Source organism: Clostridium drakei, assembly GCF_000633595.2.
Classification (GTDB): Bacteria; Bacillota; Clostridia; order Clostridiales; family Clostridiaceae; genus Clostridium_AM; species Clostridium_AM drakei.
In genome coordinates this window covers 175296-196960 of the sequence record NZ_JIBU02000048.1, presented here as the reverse complement: position 1 = coordinate 196960, position 21665 = coordinate 175296, and the positions used below count along the sequence as shown (strand labels likewise).

The following is a 21665-nucleotide window of genomic DNA, read 5'->3' as shown; positions in this document are numbered from 1 at the left end:
TTAATAAAGTATATCAAATGAGAAGTTATTTTACATGACGGTGTTTGTTCCATCGCTTACAATATTAAAAGCAAATAGATGCTTATTATAATCTATATCAGTATGAACTTTTGTAAAATCGTTTGAAAACTCTTTATACTTATCTATTACAATCTGATCTTTCACCAAAACTAATGCCCATCCCTTGTTTGATTTAACTTGTTTTGTAAATCTTTCATCTAGACCTTTCACAAATCCTAATGCGTAATCATTTTTTATTCCTTTAAAATACTTTCTTCTTCTATCTTGTTTCAATTTTTTTATTAATTTATCTCCATTTGAATTTATGCATTTTATAGCATATTTTAATATTATATTACATCTTCTTCTTTTCCATAAAAACAAATTTCATGAGTTTTTCTTGTCCTATAAAATAAATAGCATCCAAAATTATCTGCTATAACTTGAGATAAATTTGACTTCCAATTTGCACCTCTAAACTTTATACCTGTTTTATTTTCATTTACTTTTATGGATTCTTTCCCATATTGTTCTATATCCATTATTGATAATTTATATTTTACTAAAAGTCTTTGTGCCATCATCATAGCATTTTGAGCTTCATTCTAATTGGAGTTTTTACTTAATGCTAACAATTTTTGAATTTTTAATATTACATCTTCCATATTTTTCACCTTCAATCTTTTTATTTTAATTAGTTCAAAAGCTTCACACGTTTTTTCATATTAATACGTAATACTTAAAAAGCCTGTCCATCTGTAATAGAACCATTTTTCAGTATACATCCCTACCTCCGGCGGTCTGTTTTTCCCTTTCTACTGCAAGATCTGCAAATAATTTTTCATATTCTTTTTTTATAATCCATATTTGCATCTTTAATCAAATTACTAAAGGAACATAACAGCTTTCAATTTAAAAAAAACAAATTTTTATTTTCCTCATATTTATGTTATTTAGTAGAAACTTATCAACTGATTATTGTTGTATGACAACAATATCTATCTATAAATATTTTTCTGAATCAGTATCATTTAATTATACCTTTCAAGTTCCTTTTTTAAATTTCTTAATGATTCTTCAGCCTTTTCTACTGCTTCTTCTAAACTTATGGAATTATTACCACTTTTTAATCTTTCTATTTCATATATCATTGACTCTATTTCACGTATCATTTTTAACTCTTCTTTCTATGCTAAATTTTTTCCTTAAAATTCAACTTATCCTAAATATTGTATCATTAATTAAATTATACTACTCTCTGCATATATAGTATACATAATTATACTTATGCAGATACTTTTTGTAAATGCATATTCTTCCATTATTTTCAAATGTCAGTAGTATAAATACTTTCATATAAAAAAATTAATCTTACTAAATATATTTATATCAAAAATACTGTATGCATAAGTTTTTTAGTATATTTTCTTTATATTGTTAAAACGCTAATACAAAACTTATTAAATTTTTGCATCATCTCAATTAGGTTCATTAGATTAACTAATTCCTTCATTTATATTTCTAATTAAATAAATATTCAATAAAAACATAAATCACCTTTTAGTAAAAAAATATAAAATAATAAAAGAATGTCGCATAATACGACATTCCCTTATTATTTTTTAAAGAATTTTATACATCTTTAAAAACATTTATTATATTCTAGAAAATGTACTGCCATTATAATAGATATTAAAATGTGTATATCCAATTATTGTTGAACTTGAATTTCTAGCATATACGTCAACAGAATATGTACCAACTTCATTAATACTCCTACCAATATAAGTACTATGAGTACTTGAATTAAATACAGCTTCATATCCCTGACTGCTCCCTGTTACATCTACTTCATATTTATAAGCATTAACATTGTCCCAAACAAGATATCCACTTCTAGAAATATCTGCACCAAATGATTGTACTGATGCATAACTTACATAATTATTGTCTTTACTATTTAAGTTTGCAGCTTTAGCGCTTCCTCCTAATACAAAACTACTTGATCCAATGATTGATAATGCCATTAAACTAGCTAATATTTTTTTTGATTTCATAATAATTTCCTCCCCCATAATGTGTAAAATTAATATATTTTATACATATATGGTACACTAATTCCAATTATTTGTCAAATTATATTATTTTTTATGTTTAAAGTAATTTATTCAATTAAATGTAATATTAGATTATAAATAATAGATAAAAATTTACACATTCAATTAGTAAAGAAATGTATAGTAATAAACCTCATACTTTTAATAAGTATGAGGTTTATTATTTTTTTAAGAATTTTATACCTCTTTAAAAACATCTATTATACTCTAGAAAATGTACTGCCATTATAATAAACATTAAAATGTGTAGACAAAGTTTCACGTAATCCATTAGCAGTTACTGTAATTGAATACATACCAGCTTTATTGATCTTATTTCCAAGATCAATACTGTGATCATGATTACGATTCCTTATATACGCTTCAACGTCCTCTTGATCTCCAACTACACTTACGCTATACGTAAAAGCATTAACATCGTCCCAAATAAGATATCCACTTCGAGAAATATCTGCACTAAATGATTTCACTGATGCATAACTTACATAATTATTGTCTTTACTATTTAAAGTTGCAGCTTTAGCACTTCCTCCTAATACAAAACTACTTGATCCAATAATTGATAATGCCATTAAACTAGCTAATATTTTTTTTGATTTCATAGTAATTTCCTCCCCATAATATGTAAAATAAATATTTTTTATACATATATGGTACATCTATTCTAATTATTTGTCAATTTTTTATATTTATTCATATAAAATAGATTAATTGTAATAAATTTCATACACAGTAATCAATTATACCATACAACTAATTTTGCTAACTATACATAATATATCAATTAATGCAATCCATATGATATAATTAAATATATCCATTTTTATACTAAGGAAGTGATATACTTGAAAAGAAGTTTCAAATTGTTATTCAATATATTAATTATATTTCTAATTACATTTTCTCCTTTTTTTGTGAGAGCATCTGAGTCAAAAATCTTAACTGAATTTTATAATTCTGATATTAAATTAAATAGCATAAATAAAAGGTATTACAATGATATCAATATTGTAAAAAATAAAAATCTTTGCACTGATACTGATAAACAGCAAGAAAAAAAAATAATAGCTTCTTATAATAACTATTGCAATAATATAGATCAGATAAAAGAAATAGCTAAAGATAATATTCTTAATAAAAACACAAATTTTTTAATACACTATACAGGAAATTTTTCAGATTTATCAGGTTTACCATCTAAAGTAGCCAATTATGTTATTGCATGTGATAACTATGCAGGATATTGTGTTACCTCATGTAAAACAACTTTTTATGGTTATGACAAGAACTTAGATATAAAATTTGATGTAACATATTTATTAACACATGATGAAGAAATTTGGGTAGATAATAAAGTTGATTCTATACTTCAAAATATAATAAGAGATTCTATGACACAAGATCAAAAAGAGAAAGCTATACATGACTATATAGTTAGGAATGTTGCTTATGATCAAACTGCTAAAAAAAATAATCCTTATTACGCCTTACATGATGGAACAACAATGTGTCAGGGTTATGCACTTCTAGCGTGTAAAATGTTAAGTAAAGTAAATATTAAAAATTTACTTGTTTTAGGCAGTGTAGATGGAAGCAGTACTTATAATCATATTTGGAATCTAGTAAATCTAAACGGAAAATGGTATCATTTAGATTGTACATGGGATGACCCGGTACCAGACATCCCCAATAGCATATGTTATAATTACTATAATCTAACAGATGATGAATTAGCAAAAGATCATAATTGGGAAATGTTGAAGTATCCATTTGCTGATACAAAATATGATTTAAGTGTTATTAATATTCCAGTTAAAGCTGTCGAATTGGACAAACATCAAATAACCTTGAAAATAGGAGAAACTACTTCACTAGCTGCCAGTGTTTTACCAAATAATGCTTCTAACAATTCTACAAAGTGGAACTTCAATACAGAAGGAGTTATTTATTTTGATGGCAAAACTATAAAAGGAGTAAAACCTGGTACAGTTTATGTAAATGTAATATCAAATGATGGACATTTTAAAGATACTTGTGTGGTGACAGTAACTAATGAAATTCCAGACTCAATAGATATTAATGATTCAACACAATTACAAGAAAAGATTAATGTAGATAAAGATAAATCCTGGAAAATAAGGTTTAATAAAAATATATCTGCTTCTGCACTAAATAAAGATAATGTATTTATATTAGACGAGTTTAATAATAAAGTAGATATTGATTTAAGGTTTGATGTAAATAAAGATACTTTAATAGTTAAAACTTTAAAAAATTATACTTCAGGCAAAACTTATTATCTAGTTATAAATAAAAAAATTTATTCTGACTCAGGAAAAACAATGATTAAAAATATTATAATGAAATTTTCAATTAAATAAAAAGTAGCTTTTTAAGCTACTTTTTTATTTGTATATATTTTTAATTTTTCTAAAAAACATATCAAATTTTATTCATTTAATTCTTAGGTGAGCTACTCAACACCTAAAAGATTAGAGCTTCTTGGTCAATACTACTACTTTAGCAAGTTTACCGAAACTATCAAAATCATTCTAGCCTTTCTAACAATATATCTTTTATTACATTGCTAGTTTTAGTAGATGTTTACTCACATTTATATCTCTATCTATTATAATTTCACATACTTGACATACATAAGTTCTTCAAGATAAATTTTTAGTCTGGCTTGACTTATTTCCACAATTAGAGCATAACTAACTACTGGCATAATTAGATGGTGCTATTATCTCTTCTCTACCATACAATTTAGCCTTATACTCTAACATTCTTCTAAACTTTGACCAACTAACATCAGTTATCGATTTAACTAATTACTGAATGATTATTACTGTCAAATTTCATTGATAACACTAAACATATGTAACTGATTATAACTTATCACATTTGTTGCCTATCGGCAAGTGCTATTCATCTCCCATCTGTAGAGGATAGAAAAGTTCTAAACACTTAGTTAAATTTTACAAATTTTATTAAAAAAACTTTAATTATTTAACTTTAGCCATTTATATTGTACGTCTATTCGAAAATTATAGTAGGTTTAAAATTAATTATAAAAAATTCCCAAAAACATTTAAATATTAAGAGCGAAATGGTTTACAAATTTTAAAAAATATTCTTTTTATTTGTAAAAATGTTTAAAGGATGGGAATATGTATGGAAAATAAATTATTAAACTTAATTAATTCTTCTCAAAATGGTGATAAAAATTCCATTTTACAAATAATAATTAAATTTACACCACTAATAAAAAAATATAGTAGAAAGTTAAAATATGATGGGAGTGATACAGACTTAATAATTCGACTTATTGAAACCATAAACAAATTTCCTTTATTTAAGAAAACATATATAGAAAATGAATCATATATAGTTAGTTATATACATAATTCCATAAAACATGAGTATATTCATCTATCTATAAAACATGAAAAACTATGTAATATGGAAACAACTTTAAATCTAGAAATATCGAAAGATACCACAATAAACTATACAAGTTCTATAGAAGATAAAGTAATTTTAACCAAATTATTAGACAAGCTTTCTAAAACACAAAAAAAAATAATTATAGGAATATTTTTTAAAGATTATTCTGTAATACAATTAGGGCAAAAATTGGGTATATCTAGACAATCTGTTAATAAAACAAAAAATATAGCATTAAAAAAACTTAGAAATGAATTGGATGGTGATACGTTATGGAAAATGAAATACTAAAAATGGCCTCATCTCAAGGAATATGGGCTGTTTTATCATTTACATTAATTTTTTATATTGTTAAAACTCAAGAAAAAAGAGATACTAGGCAAGAAGAAAGAGAAAAAAATTATCAAGAAATCATATCAAAACTTACTGAAAAATTTAATATAGTTGATGATATAAATAAAAATGTTAATGAAATAAAAGATTATGTGTTTAAAAATAATAAATAAATATGTTTTTACACTATAATGAATGTATCCAATAAAAAACCTGCAAATTTCATGTCAAGAAATATTTTTACATAAGATCTCATCTTTATCACTTCCAAATAATATTTTTATAAATAGTTAAAGTAAGGATTAGAACTTAAATCAAGTGTTAAAACATCCCTTTGAGTATTTTGAAGTTCAGTGGCCATAAGCTCTATTCTCCTTTCTATTCAGATTTAACTAATTTGTACTTAACATCAATTCCTGTAGTAGTTTTAAATATTATTGCATTAGAGCTTGAATCAACACTGAACGTTCCATTAGGATCAGCTGGTGTATTTGTATCGAATCCCTCCAGAGGAACTTCAACAGGTGTTACAGGACTTTCAGCAGTACCTAAGTAATAAACTTTAACCTTTCTATTCTTTCCATCAAGGGCTGCACCATAAACATCTTCGTCAGTTAGTTTATTTGTTAAGACTAAAGTTGTGGTGTTCTTTGGAAGTGTAAATTCTTCAGTAAATGCTTTAGGTATGTTTGGATCAGGCTGTGGAGTATCAGGCTTATCAACTACGTTTATATATTCTTTATAAATATTAATTGTTTTGTCACCTTCAGGAAGAATTTTTATAATGGCCTGTGCTAGATCATAAATATCTTCGGTGGATGTGTCTGGCTTTATTCCATCAATCTCCACACGAAAATTTTCTTTTTGATCATCATGTTTAGTCTTAATAATTAATACTTTCTTTAAATTATAAACTAAATTCATAAAAGTTAACCTCACTTCTTATAAATTTTTATATATAAGTTTTTAAGAATATAAATTCTTAATAAGATATAAATCTAAGAATATAAATTCTTTTCAACGTAAATTCTTATATTCCTATAAACATAAATTCTTATAAACTTAACATCATAAGAATATAACTACTTTACAATATAAATTCTTTTACTCATATATTCTTATAGAAAAGAGAGTAAGCTAACCTCACTCTCTTTTCAGTGCTAACAAACTATGCTTTTAATTAATAATAAGAAAACATTACTACCTTGATAATCTCTTTGGTTAATTATACCATTATTATGTCATGTTATCTATATATATTCTTAACTTCTTATCATCTTATATTCTTTAGAATTTGTATAATCTTTGTATTATAAAATGTGTTCTAGCTACTAATAAGTAAACTATGCTATAATCTACATAAAAATTCAAACTATATCTTAAAATTCTTTAATAGCTGTTACATAGATTCCATTGTCTTATGATGATGCCTGGAACTATCCATCTCTATAATGGGTTTTCATGTGAACGTGAACGTAAAATATGTTCAATGTCATCTTCAACATAGAATGGAATTACTTCAGACCCACCAATTAACTGAATTACATTTGATTTATCAATATTTTTCATAGCATTACTAGTAATATAATCTATAGCATCACTTGTAACATCACGTGTAAAATAACTATAAGTATTATTATTAACCAATACAAGAGGTGCTGAATATTTTCCAGCTACAGAAGTTGCAACCAATGCATCTGCATAAAGATTGTCTGGATTCTGCACAGTTGCAGCAGCAACATATATTTTTTTATAATTAAAATCATCTTTAAATTCTCTTAATATCTTTAAATTAGTACTAAACCTATCTTCTCCTCCATCAATTCTTTTAGTTGCTCCAATATAATTATAGATAGTGTTATTTATTACTTTATCAGTTCCAATAACTACAACTTTAGATTTATTTCCTTTTACAAAATTAATTGTTTGTTTAATTGAATCTTTATTATTATTTGCTAGTAATAATATTTCTCCTTTTGCAGCAGCTGCTGGTGCTGCTGAAATTGCGTCTGAAAATCCTTCACCAGAAACAGCTAAAACATTACTAGGATTAGCACCTAATTCAACTAGTTTGTTTGCAACTTTTATGTTAGTTTCATACCTTGTAGCTCCACCTAATTCTATTACAGTATATTTATTTTTAAGATTATCTCTTATTTTTTGTGAAACTGAAGCAGTTCCTCCAATAACATATATGTTCTTTGGTTTTAATATATTAAGAGCATTAGAAGCCTCTTCACTTAATGTATTAGGTGTAGTTAAAAGTATTGGTGCATCCAATTTTTTAGCTAATGTTGAAGCACTTAACCCATCTGCATATCCTTCTCCAGATGCCAATATGACATTATCACTATTTCGCCAGTTAGCTATAGCTACTTCAAAAGCAGTTTTATATCTTGTTTCTCCAGCTGTTCTTGTTACATAGTGAACATAATTGATCGCTACACTTTTTGATGCTTTAATTGAACCAGTTGATAAAAATGTAGTTAAAATTAAAGACATGAGTGAAATACTTATAAGTGTTTTTATGTTTTTTTTATTCATTATAATACCCTTCCTTAATTTCTTTATATACATATTTTTTAAATTAATTATAACCCTATTTTACATATTTTAATATATTTACTATAAATCTATGTAAAAAAATAAAATCTGGAATAGTATAAAACTATCCCAGATTTTATTTTTTTTATTTATTAATTATCTAAGTAATTAAGCAAAACTTGAGAAATAGTACCTGATGGGGAATTAGTATATATGTTGTATTTTGTTTGTCGTTTAATAGAGTCAATATAATCTTTTACTCTACTATCAAAAGAAGTTCCAGTACATAATAAAACAGGCCATTTAATCCATGCTGATAATATTCCAGCAAAAGCATATCTATCAAAAGAAGAACCATCAACTAAAATAGCTCCATCTCTATCTTTAAATAAACTGCTATTATTAGCATATACAGCAGAACTATTATATCTATCATAACCTCCAATTAATCTAGTAGTTGTAATGTTCATATTATTTAATTCGATTTCTTGTGATGATGGTATTAAACTTGTACTTCCAACAACTATAACATTTTTTATATCCCATTTTTTTAATGCAACTTTAGTATCTGCATTTAAAGAACTTCCGTTAGTAGTATACAAAATAGGATAAGGAACATGTACCATACGATCAGGTATACTCGTAGGGTTTTGTGATACTGTATATTCATAACTAGCTGCATATCCAGATAAACATATGCCATCAGGATAATCATCTCCATTTAATAGTATTGCTGTCTCTGACATAAGTTTTAAATTATCGCCAATAGCTACAGCTGAAGCATATCTATCTGCTCCAAATACTCTTGTAGTAAATACTCCTAAATTGCTAAATAAACTATCACTTAATAACGAAGTTCCTCCTAAAATAATCAATTTTCTATCACTAGCATTTTGAATAAACTGCTTATTTTGACTTGATAAAGAAGTATTATCAGTTACAATTATAGGATATTTCTTTTGATAACTTAAAGTAGTTGCAGCTATAATATCTGGAAAATCATTTTTATTTGCTATAATTACTCCTGCATAATTACTGTTAAATATTCTCTGTGCTACTTGTATAGCTTGATCTTCCATATTATAACCTGTAATAATATCAGCATGCTTTAATGGAACAGCTTTATATACAAACCCCATTCTAGGCTTAGTAAAAATGCCTCCAGATAATTCAACATGACTACCAGGAGAAGAAACTCTTTCTAAATACTTTATAGCATTTGCTCTACTATTAAAATATCCTTTAGTTTCTTTATAATAACCTTTATAAACATCTGTATTAGGAGAAGCATAATCATCAATTTCTACATTATCTATTCCTGATAATAATATAGCATATAAATCTGTAAAATATCCATAATCAAAAGGTATAGTATAAATGGAACTGTTTTTACTTCCACCCCAAGAATTAAAAACTTTCCATCCATCATTTCCCCATCCAACTAAACATAGTGAATGATATTTAAGTTCCTCATTAGGCTCTGTTATAAAAACATTATTTTTAATAGAAGTAAATTTTATTGCACACTGAATTACCACATCTTGATAAGTCATTAAATTTTTAATATCATTTGTACTGTATTTCTGAATATCAATAGCCCCTAGTATTCTATATGGATATGCCTGGACCTTATAATATGCAGCATAAGTTTTAACAGTATCTACAGCATCATTTACTTCTGTATTTGAATCTAAAACACTATAAGGAACATCGCCATATTTAATTAAATGACATATAGCGTCACTTATGTCTAAACCTTCATCCATTGACATTTCATATTCATCATAAACTTCTCTGTTTCCATAAATAAAATCTGTACTAAAACGTAGATATTCATTGTTATGTTTTCTAGCATACGCCATTTCTAAATTATAACTTAATGAATGAGCAGTACATGAACCAACATCTTTTTGATCTTTAGGCTTTAATATCTCATATTCATTTAAATAAGTATTTCCATCACTAAATACCTTAGTGTGAACTCCACTAGATTTTAACTTATTTTCATTAATAAATTTAGCAGTTGTTTCATTACTACTTTTAGCTGGAAGTTTAAAAGTTTTAATATCTGGTGGATCTATCAAAACCTTTATATCATGTCCATTTACTTTAATAATTTTACTTTTCATTAAAAAATCCCCCTTATCAAATTTTTTTTACACTAATTTAAGAAGTATTTTTCTTTGCTTGTGTAAACCTAATAAAAAAAATAATTATTAAAAACAATAAGGGATAAAAATTAAACTTGTTTACTTAATTCTTCTTTTCATAATCTGAATGTATATAATAGTATGTAATTTATACAAATAAAAAAGAAGCGTTTAAATATGCTTCTTTTTCAATATCTGTAGTAATTAAGAATGCTACAAATTTTCTTTAATTCTCTATCCTTTGAATTAAACATATTTGGGACAATTACATCATTGATAAGTTTACTAAATTGTATCTTTACCATAATGTATCCATTGAAACTTTCATACCATCTTATGATTCAGATTATAAACAAATCACTTTTCTGGAATTAATCATAATACATTTCCTAACCATAGATATAATTCGATTTTTATATTTTTCATTGATTTAATATATTAATTTTAAAATTATAACCTTTTCAAAAAAATTATTTATTTAAAAATATCACTAGTGGTTTTAAAAGTTTTCACTCCCTTTAAATCTCCTCATGTCTTGTTTAAGATAATATAGTTGAATATAATAAACACTTCCCAACGACATTTAAATATTAAAGCCAAAATGGTTTACAAAATTTTAAAAAATTTCTTTTTATTTGTAAAACCGTTTTAAAGGTGGGAATACTGATGAAAAATAAATTAGCATTGCTAATTAAATCTTCACAAAATGGTAATAAGGATTCGACTTTAGAAATAATAATAAGGTTTATGCCATTAATAAAAAGTTATAGTAAAAAATTGAAATATGATGGAAGTGATACAGATTTAATAATTCGACTTATTGAAGTAATAAATAAATTTCCCTTATTAAAAAAACTTATTGGGAAAATGAAGCTTACATAGTTAGTTATATACATAATTCCATAAAACATGAATACATTCATCTATCTAAAAAATATCAAACATTATATAATATGGAAGCAACTTTAAATTTAGAAATATCAAAAGATACCACAATAAACTATGAAAGTACCATAGAAGATAAAATAATTTTAACCCAATTATTAGATAAGCTTTCTAAAACACAACAAAAAATAATTATAGGAATATTTTTAAAAGATTATTCTGTAATACAATTAGGGCAAAAATTGGGTATATCTAGACAATCTGTTAATAAAACAAAAAATATAGCATTAAAAAAACTTAGAAATGAATTGGATGGTGATACGTTATGGAAAATGAAATACTAAAAATGGCCTCATCTCAAGGAATATGGGCTGTTTTATCATTTACATTAATTTTTTATATTGTTAAAACTCAAGAAAAAAGAGATACTAGGCAAGAAGAAAGAGAAAAAAATTATCAAGAAATTATATCAAAACTTACTGAAAAATTTAATATAGTTGATGATATAAATAAAAATGTTAATGAAATAAAAGATTATGTGTTTAAAAATAATAAATAAATGGCTAATACAAAAGCTATTGAAAAAAATCAATAGCTTTTTATGTCATATAATATTTTTTATAAATAATTTTTTAACTTTAAAAATTAAAATCTCAAATACTCTTGTTTATTTGATCAACTACATTATCATTAATAACTCCTGTTCCACCTATAACAGTTAAATCTGACATTTTATTTATATTATCACTTATAAACCTTATTGCATTGTTTGTTGCATGAGCTCCATCACTATCCAATAATATCAATGGCGACTTATTCTTTCCTGCTAATACAGATGCCACTAATGCATCTGCATATCCATCATCACTACTTGCATTTGCAATATACATATTATTAAAATTCAATGATGAACTAAATTTTGATAATACTTTTAAATTAGTATCAAATCTATCAGATCCTCCATTAATTCTTGAAACACCATTAACTATATTGTATATTTCATCATTTACTACCTCTTTTGTTCCAATAACCATAACTTTTGAGTTATGTGATTTTACAAAATCCATTGTTGGCTTTATATAATCCATATCATTATTAGCTAACAAAAGAATCTGTTCTTTAGCTGATGCTATTGATACTGCAGATAAAGCATCAGAGAATCCTTCTCCACTAGCCATTATAATATTATTTGGATCAACTCCTAATTTAATTAATTCATTAGCAACAGATATATTAGTTTCATATCTATTTGAGCCACTTAATTCTATTAATACATACTTAGATTTTAATTCTTCTCTTATATTCTTTGAAATCGAAGCATTTCCACCTATTACATATATCTTTTTAGCTTCTAATTTGGACAAAGCTTCTTTAGTATTTGAATCTAATACGTTACTTGGTGTTAATAATATAGGAGCATTTAATTTTTCAGCTAATGCAGAACCACTTACTGCATCTGCATATCCTTTTCCAGACACCAATACAACATTATCTGAATTCTCCCAATTTGTTGTAGCAACTTGTGCTGCTGTAATATATCTATCAGCACCACTTATTCTTGTAACCTTTCCTACCTCTGCTTTAACTGGATTACCTAATAAAGCCATCAATATAAATAACGATATTACCTCTGCATATACACAATATTTAAAAACTTTTCTGATCATTTTATATATCACTCCATTTCATATATTTTTTTACATATATGAAAATTATATCAATAAACTATAATATATTCAAAAGCAAATCAGTATAAAAACTTTTATTATTATTAAATATTGAAAAATAATAAGCCCCAGACGTTAAATTCTGGGACCTTATATTTTTTAATTTTATTTTTATATTAAATAAACTACAACTGCCTATCTCATACTTAACACAGTAAAAAACTAGATATCTTTATATGCTTGATAATATTGATGATGATATTGTTCCTGTAGGAGATCCTAAAATAACTGGACATACTATATTTTTTGACTTGAGATTATTAATTATACCTCTTGCTCCACTAGATAATGAATAACCATCAGTAAGAAGTACAGGAGCATTAAAGTTAGCACCTAGCATAGCAACAGAAGACATATTTTTAAATTCATCTCCTCGAGCTAATACAACATTATCATAATTATAACTATTCCAAAGTTGTTTTACAATTTGTACTGATGTATCATATCTATCAGAACCATAAACTCTTTGTACATTACTTGTAAAATTTCTTAAAGCAGATTCTACTAAAGAAGATACTAGGGAAGTACCTCCAATAATTATAATTCTACGTGGTCCAAAATTGTATAAGAAATCCTTATTTTTAGAATCTAATGTATTAGAAGAATCATTAACCAATATCGCTGCATTCATTTGAGCTCCAAGGGAACCAGCACAAACTAAATCTGGATAATCATAATCATTAACCATAATTATAGTATCCCCTGTACAATGTTTTGCTATTTCTATTGCAGTTCCTACTCTATCTGTTCCGAAAATACGTTCTACAGATAAATTCTCTCTTTCACTTTTTAATTCGTTTTCTATATCGCTTGAAATTATAGCTGGTCCTGCTAATATTTCAACTTTTTTTAATCCGAATGCATGATTACTGTGACCATTAAAATATTTAATTCCACTGTTTAAAGAGGACCCATCTGTTAAAAATAATGGATATCTCCTTTTAGTATAATTTCCAGGAGAACATAGTACAGCACCAGCAGAACTAGCTACATAATCATCGTTTCTAGCTAACATGCAACCATCTACACTAAGTCCTAATTTTCCTCCTATTGAAACAGAAGTGCTAATATCTGAATAATTACCAAAATCTTGATATGATTTTACTGGTAAAGGCCAAAAACTTTCACTAAATTGAACAAAAGAGCTTAATCCTTCTTCTTGGTAACCACCAGTTTCCATTTTCAGTTGAGACACTAGATATTCTACATATTTTTTACTAGCTCCATAAACATTTCTCATACTTCTAGTTCTAGCCTTACAAGAATCTTTCACTAATTTATCAAAATCATTTTCATTACTTTTTTCTACATCAAAACTTATCAATGCTACAGCATCTGTAATTTCAACATCATCTTTTACCCTCCAAATGGCTTTTGAAATACTTTCCTTCTGCCAAGAATTAACTACTAATAAACCTTGTTCATCATATCCAACAACACAAAGAAAATGTCCTCCTATTTTGTTATTAGGATCTTTATAAAAAACTCTATTAGTATTGTCTTCTCCTGTTATATTTATAGCAACAATTACAGGTACACCTGCATATACAAAAGTTTTTATTTCTTCTCTTGTTAATGCTTCAATACCTCCATATATTATTCTATGATTTCTTGCACTTGCTAAATATCCTTTTGGATTTTTGTTAATTTCACTTTTGCAATTATACGGCGTTGGATCTTGAATATTCATTTCTGTAAGAAGCACATCACCATACCTCATAACTGCTTGCATCAAATCATCTATATTCATTCCTGATGCATCTAAATATTTATCATCTTTGCTGGAAACATTCTTCATGCACTCATCAAATATATTACTACAACCATATAAAAAATTAGTACTAAATTGTTGGTAATTTCCTGTTTTGGTGTAGTTAATCAATTCTAAAGCATAACTAAAAGCATGTGGTCCACAAGAGCCATGATTTCCTTGATCTTTAGGTTTTAAAACAGTATTTACAGCATCCATAAAATAGCTACTAGGTATATCAATACCAAATGCACCTTCAACCATACTTAATGATTTTTTGTTTCCAAGTATAGAACTTAATAAATTTTTATTAAGCTTATTTTCAGTAGATCCATTACAAAAATTAGATTTACCTTTAAAAGGTGGTATTAATCCAATTTTATTTTCTTCATACATAGTAAAATACTCTTTTTCATCTGACATAATACATTCCTCCACTATTTTAATTTTTTATATCAATCGATTGATTTTGATTACAATAAATAAGAATAAATAATTAGCTATAATGTAAACCTAAATTTAAAAAATATTAAATCAGAATTGAAAACAAGTATTTTATTAATATAAATTCTTTGTAAATTAACCATACAAAAACAAAACTTAATAACTATTACCTAACAATTTAAATTATTACACATATCTAAGAATATAAATATATATGAAACTAATTAAGTATGATCTCTGCATTGCTTCTTAATTTTTGAAATTTGTATTAAACTTTCTGATCTTTATCGTTGTTTTAACATATAATTTGTCTCTATTATAAATTAAGAAATATATTTTTTATAAGCTACCTTATACAGACCTTCCACAGTAGACCATTGTGGATCTGCAGCTATAAATGAATTAGGAATTTTATTGGTTATAGTTTCAATCAACTTTTGAGTAGTACCACCTATAAATACTAATCCATCTAACTCTTCTATACGAAATCCATGTCTATTAATCTCGTCACAGGCTTCATCAAAGAAACGCTTTTTACTATTCTCAATAATCTCCTGACTTCCTTTATCTATTTGTCCAAAATTAGATAAATATCCAATATCAAGAGCTCTTTCTGCAGCATCAAATTTAACTATATTACCTCTCTTATAACCTGTTAAATCATCAGCTACATAATTAGTTAATTTTATTGCACCAAACTCCTCTACAAAATGATCAGATGAAGGTGACATACAAATTCCATTAGTATAAAGAGAAAAGGTAAAATTTAATCCTCCAAAGTCAACTACTCCTATTTTTTTATTTTTAAAAAGATGTGGAGATAAATAAACTATCCCTGATCCCTCAGCTTTTATCATTACATTAGAAATTTCAAAACTATAATTTTTATCATTTACACTTATTTCTATAACTCCATTACCTTTTATAAAATCTTTATATTCTTGTTTAGCTTTTTCAATCTTTAAGACGCTTATAGGACATTCAAGAACCATATTAATTTTATTATCTTTGGTGTCAGGATCTAAAAATTCAGTAATTGCTGTATACGCACATACTTTATGTATAAATAAAGTTTTAGATGTTTCATAACTCTTTGTTTCTCCTTGTTCACCTACAATTAATTCATCACCATTAAATATTACTTTATAAGATTTACCCTCTGCATCTATATATCCATTTTTTAATTCATATATTTTGCTTTTAATATCTACTTTCCTTATATCGCAAGTTAACCCTTCAGAACTTCTTCCCATTGCTTTAACGGCGTATTTACCAGCATCTAAAGATATTATATATTCATTCATCCATTATACCTCCACATTATTAAAATTATTTTGTATCTACACTGTAGATACATTGTAATTAAGTTATAAATAAAAGTCTATACACATATACGTATAAGAGTTATAATAGCTATGTACTTACAATTTTGGGAAGATGGTTGATTATGGATATAGAACAAATAAAAAAAGTTAAAAGAGTTAGATTTAATACTACTTTAAATCAATGGATATTAATAAAACTGAAAGTTCTAGCAGCAGCTACTCAACGAGATGTAAATTATATATTAGAAGATCTATCACTAGAATATATACCAAAAACCTTTGATATGAAATTATAGCAATACAATACTATAAGTACACTTAGATAAATTTTTGTAATAGCATTCAACATCCTGGATGTCTTTGTGTTATAGACAGTTACACAATTTTTTTGTATTGCGACACAAAAATACCACATAATTCACTTTGAATAATGCAGTATTTTTGCAAATTGTTCGTTTTTCAGTTGTTGCGTAAAATAAGAAGATTGCGATATAAATCAATTTCGTATTATACTTATTCGCTACAATAACTGTCTGAAAAATTTGGTATTTCATCAATTGAGTGAAGTTTTGATTTTTTTGACATTTCATCAATTAAAATTTCCTGTGAGCCTTGATTTACAGCTAATAATGAATCATAGGCAACAGAATATGGTGATAACTTTTTTCCTTGGAAACTTGCCATCATGTCTGTGTCAATAAATCCGGCATGAATAGCTGATACTTGAACACCTTTGCTATTTAGGGCTAATCTCATGTCATTTGTCAACGAAAGCGCTGCTGCCTTTGATATACTGTATGCCAGATTCCCGTGTCCATTTAACCAGCACCCTGCAGAAAGAACATTTACAATAGCACCCCCACCATTTTTAATGATTATTGGGGCTATAAATTTGGACATAGTCGATATACCTATCAAATTTGTATTTAAAACATCCTTTACAATTTCGATTGAATCATCATCAAGCAAGGTAGTTTTTTTATGAATACCTGCATTATTTATCAACATATTAATATCAAGAAGTTCATTTGAAACATTCTCAACATCTTTTTGATTTGTAATATCAAGCTTTATAGGAATAACGCCATGTAATTTTATTGTTTCAGGATTTCGTGCAGCAGCATATACTTTTTTTGCTCCCATTTCTAAAAGTACTTGAGTAAATTCAAACCCCAATCCTCTATTTGCACCAGTTACCAAAACAGTTGAATCTTTAATTTTCATAACTAAACACACTCCATTTAATTTTATAGCAATAATAAATGTTAGAATTTATAGAGTACCCAAGATGTAAATAATTTTAGTTCTCACTTTATAAACCTTGAATTATACATATAGATTATTCCTTAACTATTGAATATAATTTCATATCAAGAACAACTCTATTTTTCACTGCATTTTTCCGCAAAGTACCTTCATACAAAAATCCTGACTTTTCAAGTACACGACATGACCCAATATTGCAAGAGAAAGGTTCCGCAAAAATTCTGATAATATCAGTATTTTCAAAAATATATTTACATACTTGTTTTACTGCACTTGTTCCAATTCCTTTTCCCCAATATGCCTCTCCAATGTAGTAACCCATTTCCGCTGTTTTAAAGTGGATGTTGTCTTTTCGAAACACACCAATACTTCCTACTACCTTATTATTAATAGTAATTGCAAAAGCATAAGTTGTATTTTTATCAGCATTAAGCATTGCTGAAATAAAATTTTTTGCATCATTTTCTGTGTATGGATATGGCAGCCCATCTCTTAAATTGTCAAGAATTTTTTTGTTATTTAAAATCTCTGCAATATTGGCAGCATCTTCTATTTTCCAAGAGCGTATTATACATTCTATTTTCAGCCCACCTTTCAAATAACTATTTATAATGTTTAACCTTAAATTAGAATTTATCTATTACGTTTAGTATCTAATACTATATATGCGATTGCAAGGATTATTAATCCAATCGTATACCATCTATCAAACCACTTCTATGGCAAAACCGCATTTGGATAAATCAGCTTCATTAAAGTATCAGGATAATAGATATCAAAGAACAATTCTACGTTACCGTTCACAGGTGTACCAGCCATTCTCAGACTATAATAGTATAGTGCCATAGCTGAGACCAATGCATTGAGCACTATGAATATTACAATGCACCACGTAAGTACCTCCCCTAGCACTCGTGGAATTTTACCAATATATTTACTTACGAATGGATAAATCGCCTTCAACCATACAATGGCTAGCAATCCCCAGAACAGACAGTAAAGCAGATTCACCCTACCATCCAGATTAAAAGGCATACCACTATAATCCCAAAAACGTGTACCCAATACCTTTTCTGTAAACACACTGCATGAATATTCATAGGTACCACCTAGAAAGAAGCCCCCCAGAAATATGTATATGTCATTTTTATCAATCAATCTATGAAGCATTACTGTGGCAATAATTCCACCCAGTCCCCAAACCACACTGAAAGGTCCATATATTAGACTACTGCGACTCATCAACTTACCAGACTTTACCCAGACAAATGCGGTTTCAATCAAATCTCCTGCTAGTGCACTGATAAAAAACATCCATACCAGTTTTTCAAAACAAATGCTTTCCGCAAATTTTTTTTGATCTAGAGCTTTAACATCAATGAGCTCCAATTGGGCATTCTCCAGCTCAGGGAAAGCCTTGTAAATACGCTTTTGCAACCTTGCAAAAAAACGTTGTCCCATAATCTTCTTTGTATTACTCAAACGTTCTGTTACCTTTAGTTCTAATCTGCTTTGTTTACGAATATGGAATGCTGCCACGAATGAGGCAACAACGTCAACCATCAGTAAACCAAAGAGTATCCATAGAATAATGCAGAATAACAAATGTGGAATCATCTGGCTTACCATATAGACCAATGGTTGCAGCAGGGAAATAACCAGCACGGAAACTCCACTATATGCAAAGGCAAAAGTAATGTAGAACCTTGGACTATCATAATTCCACAGGCGTCTGCCGATTATCCGTCTCAGTAACCCTCCAGCAATATACTCCACCACAGTGGCCAGAACGGCATTCCCGGCAAGCAATGCAAAAGGATTGGCATTCGCCGCCTCTAAAAATTGCAGACTAAGTATAATACTTAAACCATAGATCGGGCACAGTGGCCCATTTAGCATCCCCCGATTAACAAAATCACCTTTTCGTAAGCTCGCAATTAAGACTTCTACTACCCATCCTAAAAAAGAATAAAGCAGAAAAAAAGCAAAAAGCTCATATTTCGTATAATGCATATTCTCTTTCCCCTCTATAATTCATAATTTTTAAACATTATAATAAATGTATATGTAATTGTCCAAGATGTTTTATGATCTTAACAGTATTCATTTATCTTTCATCTTCATTATGAAATTTTATTGTTTTTCAAACAACTTTATTACATTTGCTGCATTATTCAATAAAAGTTTTTTGCCTTTCTTTGATATATCATTAATATAGACATCCCACCAAAGCAAGGATAATATTTTAAACACTTTAAGTATACTACCGTACTATTCAATTTTCAAAGACCATTTTTCATATTATTTTTTTATAGTTATGTCACAAAATTTTCATAAAGTTTATCTTCTAAAAATTCTCAATGCATAAACATAATCTTTAAATCGCAAACTAAAAATGCCATAAAACTCATTTCTGAATATTATGGCATTAACTTTAAATTTTTAATAGTTGTGAATATTAATAAAAACTATATGACTTATCTTATATTTAACTGTTTTACTGGCCTTGAAAAACCTATTTATTTACTATTTACTTACGTACTGGTCTTATATACTTGAAAAACCGTTCTGGATTAAAATAAAAGTAAATTATTCTACCTGGGGAAGTATCAAAGCAGTAACCAGTACCTTCAAAATCAAAAGTTGCCATTGCTTTTTCAATCTTTTCCTCCACACTACGATTTTCTTGCTCATAATCGAATGGTCCATGCTCAAAAACAATATACTCAGCTTCAGGAACATCAATCATAAGCATTTGTGGTGGAACTTCGCCTTTATAATCAAAAGGAAGACGTACACCATAACACTCTGTACGTGGAATACCCCAATCACAAAGCCTACCGTCCGGGTCATTAATATACGCCATAATCTGGCCGCTGCCGCTGTTACACTCACTCCCACCGTCATCATCTAATTTTCCCTTAATACTATCCAGTAAGCCGCAAATTGTTTCACAGTCTTGCCCTGGAATAAGACTCTGCTTTTGCCAAAAATCCCAATATCCATTGCTCTCATAGTTTTTAATGTGCAAAAATTTGTGTGCAGGAATAGTTACAAAATAAATTTTAACATCATCTGTAGATTTCATCATACCAATCTCTCCAAATCCTAAAAAGTAACGATCAAAAGGGTTTATTTTTGTACGAAGAACAACGGGCTTAGGCTTTTTTCGGTATTCACTTGGAGTTACACCATATGTTCCCTTAAAAGCCCTAGTAAAAGCTTCATGTGATGAAAAACCATAATCAAAAGCAATATCCAAAATGCTCTTTTCACTATCTCGAACTTCTTTTAATGCAAAGGCTAATTTTCTATGACGCAGATAATCCCTAAATTGCATACCCGATATTTCTTTGAATTTTCTCGTTGTATGAAATTCAGAATAACCCAGCCTGCGAGAAAGAAATCGTAGTGTCAATGCTTCATCATTATAATTTTTAATACACTTGTCAATTTCATCAACGATTATTTGAATTTGCTTTTGCCACTGATACATTCATCTGTTCACCTCATTTCAACCGTCCTACATTTATTATAAAAAAATAGAAAGATCAATACTTGATTTTACTTGCTGTTATTTCATTTTTCTCTTTTAAGTTATACCTCTTTGCTCTGACCTATAAAATTTATAAACAACTTGATAAAATTGAGATTTACATTACTCAACCTTAAATTGA

The 21665-nt window shown here is 27.4% G+C and carries 22 protein-coding genes and 1 pseudogene; 7 read left to right on the top strand and 16 right to left on the bottom strand.

Translation table 11 applies throughout. From position 1 onward, the window contains the following. Positions 1-30: 30 nt before the first annotated feature. The 5 genes from EG57_RS25585 to EG57_RS0221120 all read right to left on the bottom strand — a co-directional run bounded on the left by EG57_RS25585 (position 31) and on the right by EG57_RS0221120 (position 2719). A complete protein-coding gene (locus EG57_RS25585) occupies positions 31-384 on the bottom strand; it encodes a DUF7168 domain-containing protein (protein WP_052038037.1) in 354 nt (117 codons plus the stop codon). Then, a complete protein-coding gene (locus tag EG57_RS25580) occupies positions 351-587 on the bottom strand; it encodes a DUF7168 domain-containing protein (protein ID WP_052038036.1) in 237 nt (78 codons plus the stop codon). Before EG57_RS25580 ends, EG57_RS25585 begins: the two co-directional genes overlap by 34 nt. Before the next feature lie 444 nt (positions 588-1031). After that, a complete protein-coding gene (locus EG57_RS26580) occupies positions 1032-1172 on the bottom strand; it encodes a hypothetical protein (protein ID WP_161782729.1) in 141 nt (46 codons plus the stop codon). Between the two features lie 483 nt (positions 1173-1655). Further along, complete coding sequence (locus EG57_RS0221125; RefSeq protein ID WP_032079061.1) at positions 1656-2057, bottom strand: hypothetical protein; 402 nt, start codon at positions 2055-2057, stop codon at positions 1656-1658. 260 nt (positions 2058-2317) lie between these two features. Then, the gene (locus tag EG57_RS0221120) at positions 2318-2719 is read right to left on the bottom strand and encodes a hypothetical protein (RefSeq protein ID WP_032079060.1); all 402 of its coding nucleotides are present in this window, start codon (positions 2717-2719) and stop codon (positions 2318-2320) included. Between the two features lie 243 nt (positions 2720-2962). Here EG57_RS0221120 and EG57_RS0221115 point away from each other — a divergent pair, with 243 nt between their 5' ends. Further along, positions 2963-4498, top strand: coding sequence for a transglutaminase domain-containing protein (locus EG57_RS0221115; RefSeq protein ID WP_032079059.1), 1536 nt, complete (start codon positions 2963-2965; stop codon positions 4496-4498). Positions 4499-4696: 198 nt separating this feature from the next. Here EG57_RS0221115 and EG57_RS27505 read toward each other — a convergent pair. Next, positions 4697-4948 (bottom strand): annotated as a pseudogene (locus EG57_RS27505) (zinc ribbon domain-containing protein); the annotation flags it as partial. 343 nt (positions 4949-5291) lie between these two features. Between EG57_RS27505 and EG57_RS0221110 the strand changes: the two are divergent. Both EG57_RS0221110 and EG57_RS0221105 read left to right on the top strand, forming a co-directional pair. Further along, positions 5292-5855, top strand: coding sequence for a sigma-70 family RNA polymerase sigma factor (locus tag EG57_RS0221110; protein WP_032079058.1), 564 nt, complete (start codon positions 5292-5294; stop codon positions 5853-5855). Beyond that, entirely contained in the window at positions 5837-6070 is a 234-nt protein-coding gene (locus EG57_RS0221105) for a BhlA/UviB family holin-like peptide (RefSeq protein WP_032079055.1), read from the top strand. The genes EG57_RS0221110 and EG57_RS0221105 overlap by 19 nt, the downstream gene beginning before the upstream one ends. 205 nt (positions 6071-6275) lie before the next feature. Here EG57_RS0221105 and EG57_RS0221100 read toward each other — a convergent pair whose 3' ends face one another. From EG57_RS0221100 to EG57_RS0221090, 3 genes are all read right to left on the bottom strand, one after another. Beyond that, positions 6276-6821: a hypothetical protein gene (locus EG57_RS0221100; protein WP_032079057.1), complete on the bottom strand. Its 546-nt coding sequence runs from the start codon at positions 6819-6821 to the stop codon at positions 6276-6278. 522 nt (positions 6822-7343) lie between these two features. Continuing rightward, positions 7344-8441: a cell wall-binding repeat-containing protein gene (locus tag EG57_RS0221095; RefSeq protein WP_052038035.1), complete on the bottom strand. Its 1098-nt coding sequence runs from the start codon at positions 8439-8441 to the stop codon at positions 7344-7346. Between the two features lie 152 nt (positions 8442-8593). Next, entirely contained in the window at positions 8594-10570 is a 1977-nt protein-coding gene (locus tag EG57_RS0221090) for a cell wall-binding repeat-containing protein (protein ID WP_032079056.1), read from the bottom strand. 687 nt (positions 10571-11257) lie between these two features. Between EG57_RS0221090 and EG57_RS25575 the strand changes: the two genes are divergently transcribed. Genes EG57_RS25575 through EG57_RS0221080 form a run of 3 tightly spaced genes read left to right on the top strand, consistent with a single transcriptional unit; the run spans position 11258 to position 12035 of the window. After that, positions 11258-11473: a hypothetical protein gene (locus tag EG57_RS25575; RefSeq protein ID WP_052038034.1), complete on the top strand. Its 216-nt coding sequence runs from the start codon at positions 11258-11260 to the stop codon at positions 11471-11473. After that, positions 11428-11820, top strand: a complete 393-nt coding sequence (locus EG57_RS25570) for a sigma-70 family RNA polymerase sigma factor (protein ID WP_084572284.1) — start codon at positions 11428-11430, stop codon at positions 11818-11820. The genes EG57_RS25575 and EG57_RS25570 overlap by 46 nt, the downstream gene beginning before the upstream one ends. Next, positions 11802-12035, top strand: a complete 234-nt coding sequence (locus tag EG57_RS0221080; RefSeq protein WP_032079055.1) for a BhlA/UviB family holin-like peptide — start codon at positions 11802-11804, stop codon at positions 12033-12035. The genes EG57_RS25570 and EG57_RS0221080 overlap by 19 nt, the downstream gene beginning before the upstream one ends. Before the next feature lie 94 nt (positions 12036-12129). Here EG57_RS0221080 and EG57_RS0221075 read toward each other — a convergent pair whose 3' ends face one another. The 3 genes from EG57_RS0221075 to EG57_RS0221065 all read right to left on the bottom strand — a co-directional run bounded on the left by EG57_RS0221075 (position 12130) and on the right by EG57_RS0221065 (position 16701). Then, positions 12130-13143 (bottom strand): cell wall-binding repeat-containing protein, encoded by a 1014-nt coding sequence (locus EG57_RS0221075; RefSeq protein WP_032079054.1) that lies wholly within the window; start codon positions 13141-13143, stop codon positions 12130-12132. Positions 13144-13375: 232 nt separating this feature from the next. Next, complete coding sequence (locus EG57_RS0221070; protein WP_032079053.1) at positions 13376-15376, bottom strand: cell wall-binding repeat-containing protein; 2001 nt, start codon at positions 15374-15376, stop codon at positions 13376-13378. 344 nt (positions 15377-15720) lie between these two features. Further along, positions 15721-16701, bottom strand: a complete 981-nt coding sequence (locus EG57_RS0221065) for a ParM/StbA family protein (protein WP_032079052.1) — start codon at positions 16699-16701, stop codon at positions 15721-15723. A gap of 143 nt (positions 16702-16844) precedes the next feature. Here EG57_RS0221065 and EG57_RS26855 point away from each other — a divergent pair, with 143 nt between their 5' ends. Continuing rightward, complete coding sequence (locus tag EG57_RS26855; RefSeq protein WP_200880592.1) at positions 16845-17018, top strand: hypothetical protein; 174 nt, start codon at positions 16845-16847, stop codon at positions 17016-17018. A 217-nt stretch (positions 17019-17235) separates the two neighbouring features. On the opposite strand, the gene EG57_RS0221060 is transcribed toward EG57_RS26855, so the two are convergent. The 4 genes from EG57_RS0221060 to EG57_RS0221045 form a co-directional block, all read right to left on the bottom strand. Then, positions 17236-17946, bottom strand: a complete 711-nt coding sequence (locus tag EG57_RS0221060; protein ID WP_029163181.1) for an SDR family NAD(P)-dependent oxidoreductase — start codon at positions 17944-17946, stop codon at positions 17236-17238. Positions 17947-18061: 115 nt separating this feature from the next. Beyond that, positions 18062-18568 (bottom strand): GNAT family N-acetyltransferase, encoded by a 507-nt coding sequence (locus EG57_RS0221055; protein ID WP_032079088.1) that lies wholly within the window; start codon positions 18566-18568, stop codon positions 18062-18064. Between the two features lie 137 nt (positions 18569-18705). Further along, complete coding sequence (locus EG57_RS0221050; protein ID WP_032079051.1) at positions 18706-20001, bottom strand: putative ABC transporter permease; 1296 nt, start codon at positions 19999-20001, stop codon at positions 18706-18708. 517 nt (positions 20002-20518) lie between these two features. Continuing rightward, complete coding sequence (locus EG57_RS0221045; RefSeq protein WP_032079050.1) at positions 20519-21484, bottom strand: helix-turn-helix transcriptional regulator; 966 nt, start codon at positions 21482-21484, stop codon at positions 20519-20521. Between the last annotated feature and the right edge of the window lie 181 nt (positions 21485-21665).